Here is a 21,230-nt window from a genome sequence, read left to right as displayed (position 1 = left end):
CCCCCCCCCCCCCCCCCCCCCCCCCCCCCCCCGGCWGGGCTGCGCCCTGCACCTGCTGTAGTGCCGGCCGCTGGCCGGCAAGAGCCAAAGCCAAAGCGGCTCTGGTTTTCTGCTGGTTTGGCGGGGCGGTGTGGGCTGGCAGGACACGCCGTAAACCCGTCCATGGGGGCTCGATGGCGCCATCCATGGCGCCAACGGTCCTGCCAGCCCACACCGCCCCACCTTTGACAGTTTCCCGGTGACGGTTGGATGGGTCCTGGAATCACGTGAGGTCATGGGGTCAGATMCGTTTTMCTTTGGAAAACGGATCTGACCCCGATTGATTTCGTTATCTGACAGAGATTCATCCACGCATGGCGTGGATCTACAGATCGCGGGAATCTGTCGAAGGCGGGGTGGGTMCGGTTGCGGGGGTGTCCGCGGCATGGATGCCGCGGCCAAGCCCCCATGGACGGGTTTACGGCGTCCGCCGCAACCGGACCCACCCCGACTCCCCACAGGAAACCGGCTTCTGCCGTTGCTGTTGCTCCGGCTCGGAGCGGGTGCAGGGCGCAGCCCTGCCGAACATCCCCTCTCATGCTGCGCCGCAGAATGCATTCGGCTGAACCTGCATGCTCTACTTGAATCGATCTAAATTCACGGTCACACGGGTCGGGCGTCATTCCAGGGGTAGCTCTCTGCCGGTCACGGCGGGGCTCAGCGGAAAGGTGCCGGACGGCCCTGGCCGTCTGCCTCCGCGTCATCGACTCCAGGAACCCGACATGCGTCCAGTGCCGTCCGCTCCCGCCGTCCCATCGACCTCGCGCCCGTTGGCGCGCCTGGCCTGCCTGCTTGCGCTTTCGGCCGTGCCGATGCTGCTGCAGGCGGCACCGACGGCGCTGGAGCGCGAGGTCAACACCTTCATCGGCAGCAAGGACGACGGCAATACCTTCCCGGGCGCGTCGGCGCCGTTCGGCCTGATCCAGGTCAGCCCGATCGGCAGCCACTATTCGGGCTGGCGCTACGACGACGATAAGATCCGCGGCTTCGGCCATTCGTTCATCTCCGGCGCCGGTTGCTGGGAGCAGGGCGGCCAGGTGTCGGTGCTGCCGGTCACGGGATCGATCGGTCCCGGCGGCGATTTCGATACCGGCAACGCCAAGCAGTTCGATCACAAGGCCTATGCCTCGAACTACACCCATGACGGCGAGATCGGCCAGGCCGGCTACTACAAGGTACGGCTGACCAGCTACGGCGGCATCGATGCCGAGGCGACCGCGCGCACCCGTGCCGCGGCCGAGCGCTACACCTTCAGCCAGCGCAGCGGCGATGGCCATGTGCTGGTCAATGTCGGACAGGCCAACGAGCGCCATTCGGTGATCGGCAGCGTGGTTGATGTGGTCGGCGACCGCGTGGTCGAAGGCAAGCTGGTGACCAAGAGCTTCTGTGGCGGCCACCAGTACACCACCTGGTTCCGCATCGAGTTCGACCGTCCGTTCAAGGCGCACGGTACCTGGGGCGAGGGCGGTGGCCTGCCGGGCGCGCGCCACAGCATGGAAGGCGAGCAGAAGCCCAATGGCGCCTGGCTCAGCTTCGACCTGGCCAAGGGCCAGTCGGTGACGGCGGTCAGCGCGATCTCGCACGTGGATGCCGAAGGCGCGCGCACCAACCTGCGCGCCGAGGGCATGCAGGGTGGGGCGCTGCTCGGTTTCGACCGCATGCGCGCGCTGTCCCAGCAGTCCTGGCGCGAGCAGCTGGGCCGGGTGCGCGTGCAGGGTGGCAACGCCGACGACCGCACCGTGTTCTACAGCGCGGTCTACCACGCGCTGCTGCAGCCGATGACCGGCAATGATGCCGATGGTCGCTACCGTGGCTATGACGATGGCATCCATCGTGCCGATGGCTGGACGTACTACGAGTATTTCTCGCTGTGGGATACCTACCGCGCGCAGAACCAGTGGCTGGCACTGACCCGCCCGGACGTCGCGCGTGACATCGGTCGTACCCTGCTGGCGATCGACGAGCAGGGTGGCTGGCTGCCGCGCTGGGGCTATGCCAACTTCGAGACCAACATCATGACCGGCGATCCGGTCACGCCGTTCATGGTCGACCTGTGGCGTTTCGGTGCGCTCAAGGGCCGTGAATCGCAGGCGTGGGATGCGCTGCGCCGCAACGCGTTCGGTACACCGCCGCTGAACTCGCGCATGGCCGGCCGTTCCGGCAACCCGACCTACCTGGACAAGGGCTACGTGGTCTACGACCGCGCATTCCCGTCCAAGGGCATGGACGTCGATCCGCACCACGGTGGCTCCGCGACGCTGGAGTATGCGCTGGCCGACTGTGCGCTTTCGCAGATGGCCGATGGCCTGGGCCACGCGCAGGACGCGGCGACGCTGCGTGAGCGCGGCCGCAACTGGCGCAAGGTGTGGGACCCGCAGGTGCGCGACGCCGAGACCGGCTTCACCGGTTTCCCGCGCCCGCGTACCGAGGACGGCCAGTGGTACACGCCGGCCGATGGCCACTACAGCCCGCGTTCGCACCATGGTTTCCATGAAGGCACGGCGTGGCAGTACCAGTGGCTGGCGCAGCAGGACGTACCGGGCCTGGTCGAAGCGATGGATGGCCGCGAACAGGCCGGTCGCCGCCTCGATGCGTTCTTCGCGATGGACGCGCTGCAGGCCGATCCGCTCAATGCCGCCCGCAAGGAGTGGGTGGTCGGGCCGTACAGCTACTACAACCAGTTCCGCTACAACCCGAACAACGAGCCGGACCTGCACTCGCCGTGGCTGTACACGCTGATCGGCCAGCCGTGGAAGACCGCCGCCGTGGTGCGTGCCGCGCAGCAGTTGTTCACCAACGCCCCCAATGGCGTGACCGGCAACGATGACCTCGGCACGATGTCGGCCTGGTACCTGTTCAGTGCCATCGGTGTGTATCCGGCGGTGCCGGGCAGCGGCCAGTTCCTGCTGCATACCCCGCGTTTCAGCAAGGTGGAAGTGGACATGGGCAATGGCCGCACGCTGCGGATCGACGCGCCGGGTGCCGATGGCCGCCGCCTGCAGTACGTGCAGGGTGTGAAGGTCGATGGCCAGGCGCATGCGCCGGTGTGGCTGGACTGGAACCGCCTGCAGCAGGGCCCGCGTCTGCAGTTCGCGCTCGACGCGAAGGCGCCGGAGCAGGGTTGGGGTACGGCGGTGAAGGACCTGCCGGTGTCCTGGTGCGCGGCACCGGGCAGCCAGCTGCGCTGAGCCGGACTGTGCCGTTCGCGGTGACCCAGCGAACGGCACGGCACGACACGGCCCTGATCCATTAGGCTTGAGCCTCCAGCGGAGTCCGGGAAGACGATGAACGACAACGGCAGCAGTTCCAGCAAGCGCGCCGGCAAGGCGGTGACGGTGACCGACATCGCGCGTGCCATCGGCGTGTCACGGGCAACCGTGTCGCTGGTGCTGCGCGGCAGCCCGCTGGTCAACGTCGATACCCGCGCCAAGGTCGAGGCCGAGCTGCGCCGGCAGCGCTATGTCTACAACCGGGCGGCCGCCAACCTGCGCCGTCGCACCTCGTCGAGCATCGCGCTGGTGATCAACGATCTGTCCAACCCGTTCTTCGCCGAATTCGCGTCCGGCGTGGACGAGGCGTTGGGCGGGCGTGGTTACGTGACCCTGCTCGGCAGCACGGGCGAATCGCCGGAGCGCCAGCAGGCAGTGCTGTCCACGCTGATGGAGCACACCCCGGCCGGGCTGATCCTGTCTCCGGCCGAAGGCAGCGACACCGCGCAGTTGCGCCAGGCATTGGGCGCCAATGCCAATGTGCTGCTGTTCAACCGCGAACTGGAAGGGGCCGACTGGGACTTCCTGACCCTGGACAACCAGCACGGCGCCTATCTGGCCACGCGCCACCTGATCGAGCGCGGCCATCGCCAGATCGCCTTTTTCGGCGGCCATGCTGCATCGAGTTCGTGCCACCAGCGCCGCGCCGGTTTCCAGCAGGCGCTGGCCGAGGCCGGCCTGTCGCTGCCGCCGGGCTGGATGATCGAGTCGGCACCGAACCGCCTGGAAGCCGCGGCGCGCACCGATGAGCTGTTTGCCGATGGCCATCGGCCGAGTGCGGCGGTCTGCTACAACGACACCGTCGCGCTGGGCCTGATGCTGGGCTTGAACTCGCGTGGCATCCGTCCGGGTGGCGACTTCGCCGTTACCGGTTTCGATGATATTTCCGAGGCGTCGGTGGCGGTGCCGCCGTTGACCACGCTCACTGCCGATCCGCGCGAGCGGGGCCGGCAGGCGGCCGCGCTGCTGCTGCAACGGCTGGACGAACCGGATGCGCCGCCACGGCGCACGGTCGCGCCGGTGCAGCTGCGCATCCGCGAAAGCAGTGCCGCTCGACCGAACTGATTCCTTCCATACACCCCTTCCACGCAACAACGACCTTCCGCGCATCGAGGCGCGTACCGCATGCCGATCTCCGCAACGCCCCGTCCATCGGGTTCTTCGGGCAACGCACCCGCCGTCACCAACGGCAAGGCGCTGGCCGTGGTTACCACGATCTTCTTCATGTGGGGCTTCCTGACCTGCCTCAATGACATCCTGATCCCGCACCTGAAAGCAGTGTTCGAGCTGAACTACGCCAAGGCCATGCTGGTGCAGTTCACCTTCTTCGGCACCTATTTCCTGATGTCGCTGCCGGCCGGTCGCCTGGTGGCGGCGCTGGGCTACAAGAAGGGCATCGTGGCCGGCCTGGTGATCGCCGGCATCGGCGCACTGGGATTCTGGCCGGCGGCCGAGTTGCGCGTGTATGGCGCCTTCCTCGGCGCACTGTTCGTGCTGGCCACCGGCATCACCGTGCTGCAGGTCGCTGCGAATCCCTACGTCGCGCTGCTGGGCCCGGAGCAGACCAGCTCCAGCCGCCTGACCCTGGCGCAGGCGCTGAACTCGCTGGGCACGGCCATTGCGCCGATCTTCGGCGGCATGCTGATCCTGTCCAACACGGTCAAGAGCGCCGATGAACTGAGCGCGCTGCCGGCCGCCGAACAGCTGGCCTACCGCGCCGCCGAGGCGCAGGCCGTGCAGGGCCCCTACGTGGGCCTGGCGGTGGCGCTGGTACTGCTGGCACTGTTCGTGTTCCTGTTCCGACTGCCGGCGCTGAGCGACGCCACCGAGCAGGCCGACCAGGGCCATCATCACAGCTATCTGGACGCGCTGCGCAAGCGCCACCTGTTGCTGGGCGTGCTGGGCATCTTCTTCTACGTCGGCGCCGAAGTGTCGATCGGCAGCTTCCTGGTCAACTACCTGTCGATGCCGAGCATCGGCGGCTTCAGCGAGCAGGAAGCCACGCACTACGTGTCGGCCTACTGGACGATGGCGATGATCGGCCGCTTCGCCGGCTCGGCGCTGCTGGCGCGCTTCTCGCCCAGCCGCCTGCTGGCGATCTTCGCGCTGGTCAACGTGGCCCTGCTGGCCACGACCATGCTGACCTCCGGCAGCATCGCGTTGTACTCGGTGGTGGCGATCGGCCTGTTCAACTCGATCATGTTCCCGACCATCTTCGCGCTGAGCATCGAGCGCCTGGGCCCGCTGACCAACAAGGGCTCCAGCCTGCTGATCATGGCCATCGTCGGCGGTGCCGTGGTGCCGTACCTGCAGGGCGTGCTGGCCGACCACATCGGTGTGCAGGCCAGCTTCATCCTGCCGCTGCTGTGCTACGGCTACATCATTTTCTACGGACTGGTCGGCGCGCGTACGCCGGCCTCCGCAACGCAGGGAGGCTGAGTCCGGAATGGGTTCCATCGTTTGCTTCGGCGAAATTTTGATCGATCTACTAGCGCAGCCGCCGGCCTCTGCCGACACGCCGCGGGCGTTCCTGCAGTACGCCGGCGGCGCGCCGGCCAACGTCGCGGTAGCCGCCGCACGGCTGGGTGCGAAGACCCAGTTCGTCGGCATGCTGGGCCGCGACATGTTCGGTGATTTCCTGGCCGATAGCCTGGTCGAACACGGCGTTGGCACGGATTACATCGTGCGTACCGATGCGGCCAAGACCGCACTGGCCTTCGTCGCGCTGGATGCTGGCGGCGAGCGCAGCTTCAGTTTCTACCGCCCGCCGGCCGCCGATCTGCTGTTCCGTGACAGCGACTTCCAGGCCGTGTGCTTCGACAGCGCGCAGTGCTTCCACGTCTGCTCCAACAGCCTGACCGAGCCGTCCATCGCCGAGGCGACCTTCGCCGGCATGGAGCGCGCCCGTGCCGCCGGTGCGGTGGTCAGCCTGGACCTCAACCTGCGCCCGGCTCTGTGGCCGGCCAACGAAGATCCGACGCCGCGCCTGTGGCAGGCGTTGGAGCGCGCCGACCTGGTCAAGCTGTCGCGCGAGGAGCTGGACTACCTGGCGGCACCGCTGGGTGCCGACGGCGAGGCGGTGGTGCTCAAGCGCCTGCTGGCCGCGCAGGCGCGCTGGGTAATCGTTACCGATGGTGCGGCCACGCTGCACTGGTACACGCGCGACAACCACGGCACGGTCACCAGCTTCCGCGTGGCCACCGTCGATACCACGGCCGCCGGCGATGCCTTCGTCGGTGGCGTGCTGGTCGGCCTGCTGGAGCGTGGAGGGGCCGGCGCAGGCTTTGCCGCGTTCTGCCAGGACCCGGAGGCGATCACCGCCACGCTGCGCTTCGGTGCCGCGGTCGGCGCGCTGGCTGTTACCCGCAAGGGCGCGTTCGCCGCGATGCCCTCGCTCGATGAAGTGCAGCAGCTGCTGCAGGCCCAGGACATTACCGCATGAGCACCTCGCCCGATTTCCGTTCGCCCGCGTTCCTGCGTGCGCATATCGCCGACACGATGGCGTTCTACCACCCACGCTGCATCGATCCGAACGGTGGCTTCTTCCACTACTTCCGGGATGACGGCAGCATCTACGATGCCAGCCACCGCCATCTGGTGAGCAGTACGCGCTTCGTCTTCAACTACGCGATGGCCTACCGCGAATTCGGCAACGCCGAATACCGCGACGCCGTCGAGCACGGCGTACGTTACCTGCGCGAAGTGCATCGCAATCCGGTTACCGGCGGCTATGCCTGGACCCTGCGCGACGGCAAGGTCGAGGACGACATGAACCACTGCTACGGCGTGGCCTTCGTGCTGCTGGCCTACAGCTGCGCATTGAAGGCCGGCATCGAGCAGGCCCGTGCCTGGATGGACGAGACCTGGCAGCTGCTGGAAGCGCGCTTCTGGGAGCCGCAGCACGGCCTGTACAAGGACGAGGCTGACGGTCAGTGGAACTTCACCGGCTACCGCGGCCAGAATGCCAACATGCACATGTGCGAGGCGATGCTGGCGGCGTTCGAGGCCAGTGGCGAGCAGCGTTATGTCGAGCGCGCGCTGCAGCTGGCCGACAACATGACCCGCCGCCAGGCCGCCAAGGCCGGTGGCCTGGTCTGGGAACATTACGATTCCAACTGGGAAATCGACTGGGACTACAACCTGGACGACCCCAAGCACCTGTTCCGCCCGTGGGGCTTCCAGCCCGGCCACCAGACCGAGTGGGCCAAGCTGCTGCTGATCCTGGACCGCCACGTGCAGGCCGATTGGCTGGTGCCGACCGCGCAGCACCTGTTTGACGTGGCCGTGGCGCGCAGCTGGGATGACGCCCGGGGTGGCCTGTACTACGGCTTCGCACCGGAATCGCGCCGGCAGCCGGGCATGGACGGCGCACCGATCGGTGGCGACAGCTTCGTCTGCGACGACGACAAGTACTTCTGGGTGCAGGCCGAGACGCTGGCGACCGCCGCGCTGATGGCCAAGCGCACCGGCGATGACCGCTACTGGCAGTGGTACGAGCGCATCTGGGCGTATTCGTGGGAGCACTTCGTCGACCACCAGTACGGCGCCTGGTTCCGCATCCTCGATGCCGACAACCGCAAGTACAGCGACGAGAAGAGCCCGGCCGGCAAGGTGGATTACCACACCATGGGCGCGTGCTACGAAGTGTTGAACGTCGTGCGTTGAAGATCGTTCGAAGGCGGTAGTGCCAGGCCATGCCTGGCAATCCGAAATCGGTAGCGCCGGGTCACGCCCGGCGGAAAAACAGGAGCGCCACGTGCATCGCATTTCCCTCGTTGTCCGTCTGCTCCTGCTGCTGATTGCAGCCATCTCCTTCCCGGTGGCCGCAGCTCCGCTGCAGGCGCAGTGGGAATTCCGCATGCTTCCCGGCGACGCCGAGGGTGCAGCCCACCCGGGCCTGCAGCAATGGCGGGCGGCGAAGGTGCCGGGCAGCGTGCACACCGACCTACTGGCGCATGGGCTGATCCGCGATCCGTACGTCGGTGCGCCTGAGGCCGAGCTGCAATGGATCGGCCTGGCTGCCTGGGAGTACCGCGCCCGCTTTGACGTGGATGCGGCGACGCTGGCCAAGCCGAATGCGGAACTGCGCTTTGACGGGCTGGATACCTACGCCGAGGTCAGCCTCAATGGCAAGCCGCTGCTGCGCGCGGATAACGCGCACCGCAGCTGGCGCGCGCGCGTGGAAGGGCGCCTGCGCGCGAGCGGCAATGAACTGCAGATCGTGTTCCGCTCACCGATCCGCACGCTGCTGCCGGGTGTGCAGGCAATGCCACACAGGATCGCCGGCAACTATCCTTCGCCTTATGGGGATGAGCCCAAAGACGCGATGGTGGGCAACTTCGCGCGCAAGCCGGCCTACCACTTCGGTTGGGACTGGGGCCCGCGCTATGTCACCGCCGGCGTCTGGCGCGGTGTCGACCTGCAGACCTGGGATACGCATCGATTGACCGATCTGGCCGTGCGCACCGATGCATTGAGCGCGGAACAGGCGAAGCTGGCGGTGCTGCTGCAGGTGGAGCAGGGGAGTGCAGCCGGTTCTGCGGTGGTCAATGCGGATGTGCGCGATCCGCAGGGCCGCAGCGTGGCACAGGTGCAGCGCACGGTGCTGCTGAAGCCCGGCCAGAACAGCATCGAGGTTCCGGTTGAACTGGCCGATCCCCGGCGCTGGTGGCCGGTGGGTCATGGCGCGCAGGACCGCTACACGGTACAGGCCCGCCTGGGCGACGGTGGCAGGCCGGAGCTGGTCCGCGAGCAGCGCATCGGCCTGCGCACGGTCGAACTGCGCCGCGAAAATGACGACAAGGGCGGGCAGGGCTTTGCCTTCGTCATCAACGGCGTGGAGATCTTCGCCAAGGGCGCCAACGTCATTCCGTTCGATGCCTTCCCCGCGCGCGTCGATGCCGCGCGCCTGCGTCAGGTGCTGGTGGCCGCGCGCGACGCCAACATGAACATGCTGCGCAACTGGGGCGGCGGCTACTACGAGGACGATGCGTTCTTCGACATCGCCGATGAGCTGGGCCTGCTGGTCTGGCAGGACTTCATGTTCGGCGGCGGCATGCAGCCGGGCTACGATCCGGCCTTCCGCGCAAGCGTGGTCGCCGAGGCGCGCGACAACGTGCGGCGCCTGCGCCATCACCCCAGCATCGTGCTGTGGTGTGGCAACAACGAGGAAGAAACCGCCTGGAAGGACTGGGGCCACGGCCGCGACCTGAAGGCAGCTGGCCCGGCATTTGCGGCGAAGGTCTGGCAGGGCTACGTCGACCTGTTCGGCCACGACCTGCGCCAGGTGGTGGGCGAGGAGGGGCTGGGCGTGCCGTACTGGTCCAGTTCGCCCAGCAACGATCTGGATGAAAAGGCGAACGACTCGACCCGCGGTGACAAGCACTACTGGCAGGTCTGGGGCAATCCGGCGCTGCCGGTGCAGGCCTACCTGCGCGAGACGCCGCGCTTCATGTCCGAGTACGGCCTGCAGGCGTGGCCGTCGGTGGCGACGGTGGACCAGATCGCCACCCGTGCCGAGCAGCGCATCGACAGCCCGGTGATCCGTGCACACCAGAAATTCATGGCCGGCGAGGGCAACAGCCGCCTGCTGCATTACATCGAACTGGGCTACGGCTCGCCGAAGGACTTCGAGGACTTCGTCTACCTGAGCCAGGTGATGCAGGCCGATGGCATCGCCCTGGCGGCGCTGCATCACCGCGCCTCGCGGCCATACACGATGGGCTCGCTGTACTGGCAGCTCAACGATGTGTGGCCGGGCGCTTCATGGTCCAGCGTGGACTACTTCGGTCGCTGGAAGGCGCTGCACTTTGCCGCGCGGCGTTTCTTCGCGCCGGTGACGGTTGCTGCGCTGCGCGACGAGGGCAGCACGCGGGTGCGCCTGATCAATGATGGCGCCGCGCAGGAGGCACGTTGGCGGCTGCGGGTGATGGATCTGGACGGCAAGGTGCTGCGTCGTCGCGAGGAAGCGGTGACGCTGGCCGCTGCCGGTGTCACCTCGATCGGTGATTTCCGCGATGCCGAGCTGCTGGCTGGTGCCGACCCGAAGCGCACCGTGGCGGTGTTCGAGCTGCTGCAGGATGGCAAGGTCAGTGCGCGCCAGGTGGTTGGTTTCGTCGAGGCGAAGGAGCAGATATTGCCGCGGCAGACGCTGAAGGCCACGCTGTCCATCGAAGGCGACCACTACCGTCTGCGCTTGGAAAGCGCGGCGTATGTGCGCGCGACGTGGATCGACTTCGGCGCGCTGGATGTGCGGGTTGAAGACAACCTGCTGGACCTGCTGCCGGGCGAAGCCCGCGATATCGCCGTACGCGGCCCGGTGGACCTGGTGACGCTGCGCGAAGCCCTGAAAGTAAAAACCCTCAACGACCGTTGAGGGCGGCACCGCTCTGGTAGTTGCCAACCTTGGTTGGCACGCTTCTGACGTACGCAGCGAACGCCAACCAAGGTTGGCATATACCAGAGCCTTCGCCCGGTAGCGCCGGGCCATGCCCGGCGAGCGCAGCGGGGTGGCGCTTTACAGTTGGATCTGCTGGAAGTTCTCGACCCGCTCGTGGCCGTTGGCGGCCTGGCCGGTGCGCGGCAGCGGGTAGTCATCCAGGCGATCAATCAGGCGGGTCTGCAGGCCGGCTTCGCGGGCAGCATCCAGTTCTTCCACCACATCTGACAGGAACAGGATCTCGCCGGCCGGCACGCCAATGGCCTGCACGATGCGGCGGTAGCTGTCGGCCTCGCGCTTGCCGCCGACTTCGGTGTCGAACCAGCCCGATACCAGTGGGCTGAGGTCACCGGCGTCGCTGAAGCCGAAGAACAGCTTCTGCGCGGGCACCGAGCCGGAGGAGTACACGTACAGCGGCAGGCCCGAGGCATGCCAGCCCTTCAGCATCGGCGCCACCTCCGGGTAGAAGTGGGCGGTGTAATCGCCCCGGCGGTAGCCTTCGTCCCAGATCAGGCCCTGCAGTGCCTTCAGCGCGGTGTGCTTGCGGTCCTGGTCGATCCAGCCCTGCAGCGTCTCGGCCACCAGGCTGTCCTGGCAGGCGCCGCCGATCTCGGTGGCCACTGCATCCAGCCAGCGACGCACCTCCGGCTGCTTCCCGTGTTCGGCGACGAACGCGGGCAAGGCCTTGCGGGCATAGGGAAACAGCACGTTCTTGACGAACGAGATGCTGCTGGTGGTGCCTTCGATATCGGTCAGGATGACGCGGGGCTGCATGGATCAGGACGCCTGGGTGGGTACGTAACGGGGGAACTTCTGCGCGATGTCGGTGCCGGTGAAGTGACCGACCCAGCCATCCGGCTCGGTGAAGAAGCGGATCGCCACGAAGCTCGGCTCATCGCCCATGTCGAACCAGTGGGTGGTGCCATCGGGTACGGCGATCAGGTCGTCCTTCACGCACTCGATCTCGTAGACCTTGTCTTCCACGTGCAGGGTGAACAGGCCGGAGCCTGCGACGAAGAAACGCACTTCGTCTTCCTTGTGGAAATGTTCGTCGAGGAACTTCTTGCGCAGCTCGGCCCGGTTCGGGTTGTCCGGGGCGATCGAGGCCACATCCACGCTCTTGAAGCCGTTCTCGGCGACCAGGCGATCGATGTCGGCGCGGTAGGCGGCGAACACTTCCTCCTGGCTGGCGCCGGGTGCGACCGGTGCAGTGGCCTGCCAGCGTTCGAAGGTGACGCCGATCTTCTGCAGTTCGGCAGCAATGACCGCGCCGTCCTGGGTGTCCAGCAGCGGCGATTCGGGGCGGGTGTCGTCGTAGATGCGCAGTCGGCTCATGGCGGCAGCTTGAACGTCTCGGGGGGAAGACAGGGTAGCAGGGTGGACACGAGGTGCAGATTCCGGATCGGCATCTGCACCTGCGCCCGGGTTCAGCCGCGCAGCTTGCGCAGTTCCAGCTCGCAGTGGAACAGGAATTCGAATGCTTCCAGGTGGCGGCGTGCCTCGGCCATGTCACGGCCCCAAGCGTACAGGCCGTGGCCGTCGATCAGGTAACCCCACAGGTTCTGCCGGTCGAGCAGGTCATCGACCTGCTTCGAAAGCACGTTCATGTCCTGGGTGTTGGCGAACACGGGCACATCCACGGCCATCTCATGGGTGCTGTTGCCGGCGAAGGCCTTCAGCAGCTCGTAGCCTTCCAGGTGCACATGGCCCTGCGGCGCGTACAGGCGCGAGGCGATGGTCTGCACCGGCGAATGGGTGTGCAGCACGCAGCCGATCTCCGGGAAGCGGCGGTACAGCTGGGTGTGCAGCAGGGTTTCGGCGGAGGGGCGCAGCGGGCGGCCGACGGCCTTGCCGTCGAAGTCCACCACCATGATGTCGTCCTCGATCAGGCGGCCCTTGTCCTTGCCCGAGACGGTGATCGCGGCGTGGCGGTCGTCCAGGCGGTGGGAGAAGTTGCTGCTGGTGGCCGGGGTCCAGCCGGCGTGGGCCAGTTCGCGGACGTTGTCGATCAGCAGCTGGGCCAGTTCGCTCAGGCGCGCGGTGTCGTACGGGAAGGTGGGGGTGTCCATGGCCGCCATTTTACGTGATCCGACCCATGGCTGGGCCTGTGGCGTGGCGCTGGGCTGTTGCACCGAACACGCGGCGCGGTTGTGCCCACAGCCAGTGGAGGGGCTTTGGATCGAGTCAGGCATAGCGCGAGCTGAATGGGGGAAGCTGCGCTTGCGCTGGAATCGGTTCCGGTCGTGGACAGCCCTCGTGCTGCGAAACACCATCGAAGTGCCGCAGGAGTTCCGGCGAGCGCCAGGGAAAGGAGTACTTCGATGATCACGCGCGCGATGGGAATGATGGGGGTGATCGGCATCATGCTGGCCAGCAGTGGCTGCACGATGGAATGGGTGAAGATGGATGCGGGCGCGCGGTCATTCGGCCCCGCCCACGCGAGTTGCAGGGCACGGGCAGACGATCACTGGCCGGTCAGGAATGAAGTGGCCACGCGCACCGTCTACGAGGACCGCAAGGTGCCCTGCAGGCTTGATGAAGTCTGCGCCATTGACGGCAAGTACAACATGGTACCCATGCCGAAAGAGGAGAGTTACATCGTGGACGTCAACGCGTCCGACCGCAGCAGCGAGTTCAATGCCTGCATGGCCGGTGCCGGCTGGCAGCAGCAGCTCATCTGGTTCAATCGCCGCTAGCCGAGGCGGGCGCAGCCGCCTACGGCTGCTCGACCGGTTACTGCTCAACGGCGTCGAGGCAACAGTGGCCAGTGAAGAATGAAGTGGCCCTGCGAACCGTGCAGGTGTAGAAGCTGGAGACGTGCAGGGAGGAGGACAGGAACAAGTGCGGCGTGGATGGAAATTGCAGTCGCGTCCAGCGGCCGGAAGTCAGGAGCTACGTCCTGGACATGCACCAGAGCAGCCGTCATGGCGCGCACACTGGATGCATGTGGTGCTGGGGCGGGTCGTAACAGGATCGCTGGCTCTGGCAACCGAAACCGAAACCGGAAGTGGCACATTGACGCCGCGATAGGGCAGGGAAAGAAAGATGGAGACGCGCATGCGAATGGCCGTTGCTGCGGGGATTGCGCTGTTGACCAGCGGTTGTGCGACCGAATGGGCCCGCTTCAGTGATCATGCTGATCCGCTGGATGAGTCGCGGTGGCGCTGCAGGGCAGAGGCCAACGAGAAGTGGCCGGAGAAGATGGACGTTGTCGAGCGCACCGAGGAGATCGAGGTGCTGACGGTCTGCAAGGAAGGCGAGACATGCGACGTGGATGGCAAATACAAGAAGATGCTGATGCCAAAGACCGAGCGCTACACCGTGGACGTCAACGCCAAGGAGAATCACGAGCACTTCATGGGCTGCATGGGTGGCGCAGGCTGGATACAGAAAACCATCTGGTTTGGCCGCAGATGATCATCGTCGGGCACCTTGGTCGCTGGCAATGACCAGCATCCACGCATGGCGTGGATCTACCGTGTCGACCAAGGTCGACACCCACCAACGTGGATCTACTGGACGCGCCAGGAGACTGTGGAAGGTGGGGCGGGTTGGGTTTGCGGGGGTGTCCGCGGCATGGGCCCGAGGCATGCCTCGGGCGGGTTGGGCAGGAGGCCCAACCCCGGTCTTGCCGTGTGCGCAGGACAGCGCACGCGAGCAAGCCGCGGCCAAGCCCCCTGGGACGGGTTCATGGCGTCCCCCGCGAACCAACCCGCCCCGCCAAACCCTCAACCCAGCTGTTGCCGTTGCTCCGGCTTCAAAGGCGGGTGCAGGGCCGGAGGCCCTGCAATCCCCTCACTTACCCCGCAGGCGGCTGTGCCTGAAGCCGTAGCAGAAATAGATCACGAAGCCGACGAAGGTCCACACGCCCATCAGCATCCAGTTGTGCATCGTCATCGCCGACAGCAGCGCCAGGCAGCTCAGCACGCCCAGGCTGCAGATCAGCCAGGCCATGGGCATGCGGAACGGGCGTGGCAGGTCCGGCTGGGTGCGGCGCAGGATCAGCACGCCGGCGCACACGGCGGCGAACGCGATCAGCGTGCCCATCGAGGTCAGCTCACCGAGGATGTCCAGCGGGAACAGCGCCGCCAGCAGGGCGATGCCGATGCCGGTGATCACCGTGTTGATGTGCGGGGTGCGGTACTTCGGGTGGATCTTGGTGAACACCGGCGGCAGCAGGCCGTCGCGGCCCATGATCATGAAGATGCGCGGCTGGCCGATGATCATCACCAGCACCACCGAGGACAGGCCGACCAGCGCGCCGACCTCGACCACCCAGCGCAGCCAGCCCAGCTGCGGATGCGCGGCCACCGCGGTCACCACCGGCTCGTCGGTGCCCAGCAGCTGGTACGGCACCAGGCCGGTCATCACCGCGGCCATCGCGATGTACAGCACGGTGCAGATCACCAGCGACAACATCATGCCGAAGGGCATGTCGCGCTGCGGATTCTTCGACTCCTGAGCTGCCACCGACACCGCCTCGAAGCCGATGTAGGCGAAGAACACCATCGCCGCACCGCGCAGCACGCCTTCCATGCCGTATTTGCCGGGACCTTCGTTGGCCGGGATGAAGGGCGTCCAGTTGCTGGTATCCACGTATTTCCAGCCGACCACGATGACCAGAACGATCAGGCCGGTCTTGAGCACGACCATGGCCATGTTCATCGCCGAGGACTTGCTGATGCCGACGTAGCACAGCCAGGTCAGCAGCAGCACCAGGGCCGCAGCAGGCAGGTTGGCGATCGCGCCGGTCGGGCGCAGCTGTGCGTCCAGTGGTGCACTGACCAGCGCGGCTGGCAGGTGGATGTCGAACTGGCTGAGCAGGCTGAGGAAGTAGCCGGTCCAGCTGACCGCCACCGCCGACGCGGAGACGCCGTATTCGAGTACCAGCATCCAGCCGATGAACCAGGCCGAGAGCTCGCCGAAGGTGGCGTAGGTGTAGGTATAGGCGCTGCCGGAGACCGGCACCATCGAGGCGAATTCGGCGTAGGCCAGTGCGCAGAAGGCGCAGCAGATGGCGGCCAGCACGAACGACAGCATGATCGCCGGGCCGGCGTGGTTGGCGGCGGCCTGGCCGGTGATGACGAAGATGCCGCCGCCGATCACCGCGCCGATGCCGAGGGCGGTCAGCCCCCAGGGGCCGAGGTGGCGGCGCAGGCTCAGGCCGTTGGCGTCTTCATGGGCGGCATGCGGGTGCTTGGTGGCCCACAGTTGCTTGAACATGTGTGGTGGTCTTGTCGAAGCGCGCCACGGGCGGCGCGCGGGGAAAACGGACGGGCCGGCACGAGGCCGGCCCGTAGGCGGATCAGGGCGACTTGGCCAGCTTGCTGTTGCGGATGCCGTAGCCCAGGTAGATCAGCAGGCCAAGCAGCGTCCAGCCCACGAACAGGTGCCAGTGCACCACGAACGCCTGCCAGAACAGGAACAGGCAGGTGGCTGCACCGAGCGGGCAGATGATCCACACCGCCGGCACGCGGAACGGGCGGTGGATCTCCGGCTTGGTATAGCGCAGCACCAGCACGCCGACGCAGACGGTGGCGAAGGCCAGCAGGGTGCCCATCGAGACCAGTTCGCCCAGCACGTTCAGCGGCACCAGGCCGGCCAGTGCGGCGGCGATCACGCCGACAACGATCGTGGCGACGTACGGGGTGCGGAAGCGGGCGTGGACCTTGCCGAAGAACTTCGGCAGCAGGCCGTCGCGGGAGATGGTGTAGGCGATGCGGGTCTGGCCCATCATCATCACCAGCACCACCGAGGACAGGCCGGCGATGGCGCCGATCTCGACCAGGGTCTTCAGCCAGGCCAGGGTCGGGTAGGGTTCCAGCGCGGTGGCCACCGGCTTGTCGGTGCCCAGGAGGTGGTACGGCATCATGCCGGTCAGCACCGCGCAGACGATGATGTAGACGATGGTGCACACGGCCAGCGAGCCAAGCAGGCCGATCGGCATGTTGCGCTGCGGGTCCTTGGTTTCGCCGGCGGCGGTGGAGACCGCGTCGAAGCCGATGTAGGCGAAGAACACGATGGTGGCCGCGCGGAACACGCCGCTCCAGCCGAACTCACCCGGCACGCCGGTGTTTTCCGGGATGAACGGCTGCCAGTTGGCCGGGTCGATGTGGGCCGCGCCGATGCCGATGAACAGGCAGATGACGGTGACCTTGATCGCCACGATGATCGCGTTGACGAAGGCCGACTGGGTCACGCCCACGTACAGCAGGCCGGACACCGCCGCCACGATCAGCACCGCCGGCAGGTTGAACAGCTTGCCCGAGGCGATGAACTCGCTGCCGGTCCAGGCAATCGGGGCCGCGCTCAATGCATCCGGGAACGGCATGTGCAGCGTGGTGGTGATGAAGCTGATCAGGTACGCCGACCAGCCCACCGCGACCGAGGCCGAGGCGAACAGGTACTCCAGCACCAGGCACCAGCCGATGAACCAGGCCATGCCTTCGCCGAGGGTGGCGTACGAGTAGGAGTAGGCACTGCCGGAGACCGGCATCATCGCCGCGAATTCGGCGTAGCACAGGCCCGCCAGGGCGCAGGCGAAACCAGCGATGACGAACGACAGCATCACTGCCGGGCCAGCGTGGTTGGCTGCGGCCTGGCCGGTCAGCACGAAGATGCCTGCGCCGATCACCGCACCCACGCCAAGCAGGATGAGGTGTTTAGCCGTGAGGGTCCGTTTCAACGTGGCTTCGCCGTCCAGGCTGCCTTCGATGGGTTCGCCGGCATCGACGTGCCCGGCCGGTTCAACCGGCTTGACCCTCAACAGAGCTTTCAGCATGCAGTACTTCCTAGTGATCGGATTGGGTGGGCCGCCGATACGTTGCCGGCAACCCTGGAATGGTGAAGGCCGCGCGAACGGCCCGCTGTACCTTAGCCAAAGCTGAAGCCAACGCACAAGCGCAATCGCAACAATGAACGGCGATAATGAGCAGTATTTTTCCAAACGCCGCCCATTCATGAGCCAGACCGCCGAAACCCTTGCCGCGCTTGATGATCGCCTGCGTGGCCTGCTGCTGGACTATGCTCGCCGCGAGCCCGCCCACGACGCACTGGCTGCCGAATTCGGCACATTGCTGGACGATCCGGAAGATCCGTTCCGGCGCGAACGGCTGGCCGGGCACTTCACCGCCAGCTGCTGGCTGGTCAGTGCCGATGGCCAGCGCCTGCTGCTGACCCACCACCGCAAGCTGCAGCGGTGGCTGCAGCTGGGCGGCCATGCCGACGGCGACCGCGATTTGGCCCAGGTCGCGCTGAAGGAGGCCGAGGAGGAGTCGGGCCTGAGCGGCCTGGTGCTGGAAGACCCGGCCATCTTCGATCTGGACAAGCATTGGATTCCGGAACGCAAGGACGTGCCGGGACACTGGCACTACGACGTACGTTTCGTGATCCGCGCGCTGGGTGGCGAGGCCTTCGTGCTCAGCGAGGAATCGCTGGAACTGGCCTGGCGGCCGGTGACCGAGGTCGCCGCCGATCCGGAATCGGACGAATCCATGCAGCGCATGGCACGCAGGTGGCTGGCACGCTAGCAACCTGTAGAGCCGAGCCCATGCTCGGCTCAATGCGGGCCGGAACCGCAGCCGAGCATGGGCTCGGCTCTACAAGTGCATGGCGGGATCCGCGTCAGTACAGAATGCGCGTCCGCAGCGTGCCCGGAATCGCGGCCAGTTCGTCACGCACGGCGGCGGCCTGTTCCTCGCTGGCGGTGATGTCGATCACCACGTAACCCACCTTCGGGTCGGTACGCAGGAACTGGCCGTCGATGTTGACGTTGTGGCGCGAGAAGATCTCGTTGACCTTGGACAGCACGCCCGGCACGTTCTGGTGGATGTGCAGCAGGCGCAGGCTGTCGGCGTGCTCGGGCAGGGTCACTTCCGGGAAGTTGACCGCCGACAGGGTGCTGCCGTTGTCACTGTAGCGCACCAGCTTGGCCGCTACTTCAATGCCGATGTTGTCCTGTGCTTCCAGCGTGCTGCCGCCCACGTGCGGGGTCAGGATCACGTTGTCGTGGCGGGTCAGCGGCGATTCGAAGACATCGCCATTGCCCTTCGGCTCGACCGGGAACACGTCCAGCGCGGCGCCACCGACGTGGCCGCTGGCCAGGGCCGCGTCCAGTGCATCGATGTCGACCACGGTGCCGCGCGCGGCATTGATCAGGTGCGCGCCCTTGCGCATCTTCGCCAGCTCGGTGCTGCCGATCATCCACTGCGTGGACGGGGTTTCCGGCACGTGCAGGGTGACGATGTCGGCGCGCGCCAGCAGGTCGTCCAGGCTGGCTGCGGCACGGGCATTGCCCAGCGCCAGCTTGGTTTCCACGTCGTGGAAGATCACCTGCATGCCCAGCGATTCGGCCAGCACGCCGACCTGGGTGCCGATGTGGCCGTAGCCGATGATACCCAGGGTCTTGCCGCGCACTTCATGGCTGCCGCTGGCCGACTTCGACCAGCCGCCGCGATGGCACTCGGCGTTCTTCTGCGGAATGCCGCGGGTCAGCATGATGGCCTCGGCGATCACCAGCTCGGCCACGCTGCGGGTGTTGGAATAGGGCGCGTTGAACACCGGAATGCCGGCCAGTTCGGCCGCATCCAGGTCGACCTGGTTGGTGCCGATGCAGAAGCAGCCCACCGCGATCAGGCGCTTGGCCTCGGCCAGCACCTCGGCGCTGAGCTGGGTGCGTGAGCGGATGCCGACGATGTGCGCCTCGGCGATGCGCGCCTTCAGTTCGTCCTCGGGCAGAGCCTTGGTGTGCGCTTCGATCTGGCTGTAGCCGGCGGCGCTGAACACCTCCACGGCGGTCTGGCTGACCCCCTCCAGCAACAGCACGCGGATATCCTGCTTCGGGAACGAGGTCTTCTTCGGCGACATGGGGCAACACGGCCAGTGGGACAGGGGCCAACCACTATGCCAGATCGTGCCGCCCATGGTGCAGTGCGCAATTGGTTGCATCCGTAGCTATCTGCACGGCTGCGGGGCTGGACGCTGGCGCGTGCCGCTGGCACGCTTGCCCGTTCTTCACGCCCCGCGCTGGACCGTCATGACCGATTCCCGCATCGCCTCGCTGCAGCTGGCCTGTCCCGGCCTGAAGCTGAAGACCGACCCGGCCGACCTGGAGCACTACGGGCGCGACTGGACCCGGCGCTGGATGCCGGCGCCGCTGGCGATCGCACTGCCGGCCACGGTCGAGGAAGTGCAGGCGGTGATGCGCTGGAGCGCAGGCGAGGGCGTGGCCGTGGTGCCGTCCGGCGGCCGCACCGGCCTGTCCGGTGGCGCAGTGGCGGCCAACGGCGAGCTGGTGCTCAGCCTGGAGCGGATGAACAAGGCACTGGCCTACGACGCGGTCGATCGCACGCTGGTGGTGCAGGCCGGCATGCCGCTGGAAGCCGTCCACAATGCCGCGCTGGACCACGGCCTGATCTACCCGGTGGATTTCGCCGCGCGTGGTTCCTGCACGATCGGCGGCAACATCGCCACCAATGCAGGGGGCATCCGCGTGATCCGCTACGGCAACACCCGCGAGTGGATCGCCGGGCTGAAGGTGGTCACTGCCAGTGGCGAACTGCTCGAGCTCAACAAGGGGCTGATCAAGAACTCCAGTGGCTACGATTTCCGCCAGCTGCTGATCGGTTCGGAAGGCACCTTGGGCGTGATCGTCGAGGCGACGGTGAAGCTGACCGACCCGCCGCCGGCCAGCAACGTGATGCTGCTGGCGCTGCCCAGCTTCGAGGTTCTGATGCAGGTATTCGCTGCGTTCCGCGCGCGCCTGCAGCTGCAGGCCTTCGAGTTCTTCACCGACCGGGCGCTGCAGCATGTGCTGGCGCACGGCGCGCAGGCGCCGTTCGATGAGGTGCACCCGTACTACGTGGTGACCGAATTCGCGGCCAATGACGAGGCGCAGGAGGCGGCGGCGATGGCCGCCTTCGAGGACTGCATGGGCAACGGCTGGGTCAGCGATGGCGTGATCAGTGCCAGCGACGCCCAGGCGGCCCAGCTGTGGCGCCTGCGCGAAGGCATCACCGAATCGCTGGCGCGCTACAAACCCTACAAGAACGACGTCTCGGTGCGGATCTCGGCGATGCCGGCATTCCTGGCCGAGACCCAGGCGCTGATCGGGCAGGCCTATCCGCACTTCGACGTGGTCTGGTTCGGCCATATCGGCGACGGCAACCTGCACATCAACGTGCTCAAGCCCGATGACACCGGCGACGCCGATTTCGTGGCGCAGTGCGAACACGTGACCAAGCTTCTGGCACAGGTGCTGGCGCGCTTCGACGGTAGCATCTCGGCCGAACACGGCATCGGCCTGGTCAAGAAGGGTTACCTGGACAGCACCCGAGGCCCGGCCGAGATCGCCCTGATGAAGGCGGTCAAACGCGCGTTCGATCCCCAAGCGCGGCTGAATCCCGGCAAGCTCTTCGACCTCTGAGCCGGGAAAATCCTTCACGTACCCGTTACGCTCCACGCACCTTCACAACCGGCTTCGCACC

Annotated in this window: 16 protein-coding genes; 10 read left to right on the top strand and 6 right to left on the bottom strand. The window is 66.6% G+C overall.

Annotation, left to right across the window (positions count from 1 at the left end; genetic code table 11):
• The first annotated feature begins 761 nt into the window (after window positions 1-761).
• The 6 genes from D7T59_RS16200 to D7T59_RS16175 all read left to right on the top strand — a co-directional run bounded on the left by D7T59_RS16200 (window position 762) and on the right by D7T59_RS16175 (window position 10,683).
• Window positions 762-3,227, top strand: coding sequence for a GH92 family glycosyl hydrolase (locus tag D7T59_RS16200; protein WP_180852838.1), 2,466 nt, complete (start codon window positions 762-764; stop codon window positions 3,225-3,227).
• A gap of 96 nt (window positions 3,228-3,323) precedes the next feature.
• On the top strand, window positions 3,324-4,373 hold the full coding sequence (locus D7T59_RS16195) for a LacI family DNA-binding transcriptional regulator (RefSeq protein WP_049434977.1): 1,050 nt from the start codon (window positions 3,324-3,326) through the stop codon (window positions 4,371-4,373).
• Between the two features lie 60 nt (window positions 4,374-4,433).
• Window positions 4,434-5,747: an L-fucose:H+ symporter permease gene (gene fucP, locus D7T59_RS16190; RefSeq protein ID WP_099555230.1), complete on the top strand. Its 1,314-nt coding sequence runs from the start codon at window positions 4,434-4,436 to the stop codon at window positions 5,745-5,747.
• 7 nt (window positions 5,748-5,754) lie between these two features.
• Window positions 5,755-6,750 carry a carbohydrate kinase family protein gene (locus D7T59_RS16185; protein WP_164137922.1) on the top strand — a complete coding sequence of 332 codons (996 nt, stop codon included), beginning with the start codon at window positions 5,755-5,757 and terminating at the stop codon, window positions 6,748-6,750.
• Window positions 6,747-7,973 carry an AGE family epimerase/isomerase gene (locus tag D7T59_RS16180; protein ID WP_164137921.1) on the top strand — a complete coding sequence of 409 codons (1,227 nt, stop codon included), beginning with the start codon at window positions 6,747-6,749 and terminating at the stop codon, window positions 7,971-7,973. The genes D7T59_RS16185 and D7T59_RS16180 overlap by 4 nt, the downstream gene beginning before the upstream one ends.
• 91 nt (window positions 7,974-8,064) lie before the next feature.
• Window positions 8,065-10,683, top strand: coding sequence for a glycoside hydrolase family 2 protein (locus D7T59_RS16175; protein ID WP_180852837.1), 2,619 nt, complete (start codon window positions 8,065-8,067; stop codon window positions 10,681-10,683).
• Window positions 10,684-10,824: 141 nt separating this feature from the next.
• Here D7T59_RS16175 and mtnC read toward each other — a convergent pair whose 3' ends face one another.
• From mtnC to D7T59_RS16160, 3 genes are all read right to left on the bottom strand, one after another.
• Entirely contained in the window at window positions 10,825-11,520 is a 696-nt protein-coding gene (gene mtnC, locus D7T59_RS16170) for an acireductone synthase (RefSeq protein WP_180852836.1), read from the bottom strand.
• A 3-nt stretch (window positions 11,521-11,523) separates the two neighbouring features.
• Window positions 11,524-12,081, bottom strand: a complete 558-nt coding sequence (locus D7T59_RS16165) for a 1,2-dihydroxy-3-keto-5-methylthiopentene dioxygenase (RefSeq protein ID WP_099485066.1) — start codon at window positions 12,079-12,081, stop codon at window positions 11,524-11,526.
• 92 nt (window positions 12,082-12,173) lie between these two features.
• Window positions 12,174-12,815 (bottom strand): methylthioribulose 1-phosphate dehydratase, encoded by a 642-nt coding sequence (locus D7T59_RS16160; protein ID WP_164137917.1) that lies wholly within the window; start codon window positions 12,813-12,815, stop codon window positions 12,174-12,176.
• A 252-nt stretch (window positions 12,816-13,067) separates the two neighbouring features.
• On the opposite strand from D7T59_RS16160, the gene D7T59_RS16155 reads away from it, so the two are divergent.
• Both D7T59_RS16155 and D7T59_RS16150 read left to right on the top strand, forming a co-directional pair.
• Window positions 13,068-13,442 (top strand): hypothetical protein, encoded by a 375-nt coding sequence (locus D7T59_RS16155; RefSeq protein WP_099551650.1) that lies wholly within the window; start codon window positions 13,068-13,070, stop codon window positions 13,440-13,442.
• Window positions 13,443-13,803: 361 nt separating this feature from the next.
• Window positions 13,804-14,163, top strand: coding sequence for a hypothetical protein (locus D7T59_RS16150; protein ID WP_180852835.1), 360 nt, complete (start codon window positions 13,804-13,806; stop codon window positions 14,161-14,163).
• 378 nt (window positions 14,164-14,541) lie between these two features.
• Here the strand turns inward: D7T59_RS16150 and D7T59_RS16145 are convergent, their stop codons facing one another.
• Both D7T59_RS16145 and D7T59_RS16140 read right to left on the bottom strand, forming a co-directional pair.
• Window positions 14,542-15,969, bottom strand: a complete 1,428-nt coding sequence (locus tag D7T59_RS16145; protein ID WP_053442936.1) for an amino acid permease — start codon at window positions 15,967-15,969, stop codon at window positions 14,542-14,544.
• 82 nt (window positions 15,970-16,051) lie between these two features.
• Entirely contained in the window at window positions 16,052-17,527 is a 1,476-nt protein-coding gene (locus D7T59_RS16140) for an amino acid permease (protein ID WP_164137833.1), read from the bottom strand.
• Window positions 17,528-17,660: 133 nt separating this feature from the next.
• Between D7T59_RS16140 and D7T59_RS16135 the strand changes: the two genes are divergently transcribed.
• Window positions 17,661-18,275, top strand: coding sequence for an NUDIX hydrolase (locus D7T59_RS16135; RefSeq protein ID WP_164137832.1), 615 nt, complete (start codon window positions 17,661-17,663; stop codon window positions 18,273-18,275).
• Between the two features lie 94 nt (window positions 18,276-18,369).
• On the opposite strand, the gene serA is transcribed toward D7T59_RS16135, so the two are convergent.
• Entirely contained in the window at window positions 18,370-19,611 is a 1,242-nt protein-coding gene (gene serA, locus D7T59_RS16130) for a phosphoglycerate dehydrogenase (protein WP_164137831.1), read from the bottom strand.
• Window positions 19,612-19,780: 169 nt separating this feature from the next.
• Between serA and D7T59_RS16125 the strand changes: the two genes are divergently transcribed.
• Window positions 19,781-21,169, top strand: coding sequence for an FAD-binding oxidoreductase (locus D7T59_RS16125; RefSeq protein WP_180852834.1), 1,389 nt, complete (start codon window positions 19,781-19,783; stop codon window positions 21,167-21,169).
• The last annotated feature ends 61 nt before the right edge of the window (window positions 21,170-21,230 follow it).

The organism is Stenotrophomonas maltophilia, from assembly GCF_013464915.1.
GTDB classification, from domain to species: Bacteria; Pseudomonadota; Gammaproteobacteria; order Xanthomonadales; family Xanthomonadaceae; genus Stenotrophomonas; species Stenotrophomonas maltophilia_AT.
The sequence above is the reverse complement of the archived record's forward strand: the minus strand, read 5'-3'. Positions and strand labels throughout refer to the sequence as shown.

Excerpts from the sequence above, each read along its gene's own strand:
- D7T59_RS16180 (WP_164137921.1), top strand. The coding sequence starts at position 6,747 with ATGAGCACCTCGCCCGATTTCCGTTCGCCCGCGTTCCTGCGTGCGCAT.
- D7T59_RS16155 (WP_099551650.1), top strand. The coding sequence starts at position 13,068 with ATGATCACGCGCGCGATGGGAATGATGGGGGTGATCGGCATCATGCTG.
- mtnC (WP_180852836.1), bottom strand. The coding sequence starts at position 11,520 with ATGCAGCCCCGCGTCATCCTGACCGATATCGAAGGCACCACCAGCAGC.
- D7T59_RS16160 (WP_164137917.1), bottom strand. The coding sequence starts at position 12,815 with ATGGACACCCCCACCTTCCCGTACGACACCGCGCGCCTGAGCGAACTG.
- serA (WP_164137831.1), bottom strand. The coding sequence starts at position 19,611 with ATGTCGCCGAAGAAGACCTCGTTCCCGAAGCAGGATATCCGCGTGCTG.
- D7T59_RS16165 (WP_099485066.1), bottom strand. The coding sequence starts at position 12,081 with ATGAGCCGACTGCGCATCTACGACGACACCCGCCCCGAATCGCCGCTG.
- D7T59_RS16150 (WP_180852835.1), top strand. The coding sequence starts at position 13,804 with ATGCGAATGGCCGTTGCTGCGGGGATTGCGCTGTTGACCAGCGGTTGT.
- fucP (WP_099555230.1), top strand. The coding sequence starts at position 4,434 with ATGCCGATCTCCGCAACGCCCCGTCCATCGGGTTCTTCGGGCAACGCA.
- D7T59_RS16195 (WP_049434977.1), top strand. The coding sequence starts at position 3,324 with ATGAACGACAACGGCAGCAGTTCCAGCAAGCGCGCCGGCAAGGCGGTG.
- D7T59_RS16140 (WP_164137833.1), bottom strand. The coding sequence starts at position 17,527 with ATGCTGAAAGCTCTGTTGAGGGTCAAGCCGGTTGAACCGGCCGGGCAC.
- D7T59_RS16135 (WP_164137832.1), top strand. The coding sequence starts at position 17,661 with ATGAACGGCGATAATGAGCAGTATTTTTCCAAACGCCGCCCATTCATG.
- D7T59_RS16185 (WP_164137922.1), top strand. The coding sequence starts at position 5,755 with ATGGGTTCCATCGTTTGCTTCGGCGAAATTTTGATCGATCTACTAGCG.
- D7T59_RS16200 (WP_180852838.1), top strand. The coding sequence starts at position 762 with ATGCGTCCAGTGCCGTCCGCTCCCGCCGTCCCATCGACCTCGCGCCCG.
- D7T59_RS16145 (WP_053442936.1), bottom strand. The coding sequence starts at position 15,969 with ATGTTCAAGCAACTGTGGGCCACCAAGCACCCGCATGCCGCCCATGAA.
- D7T59_RS16125 (WP_180852834.1), top strand. The coding sequence starts at position 19,781 with ATGACCGATTCCCGCATCGCCTCGCTGCAGCTGGCCTGTCCCGGCCTG.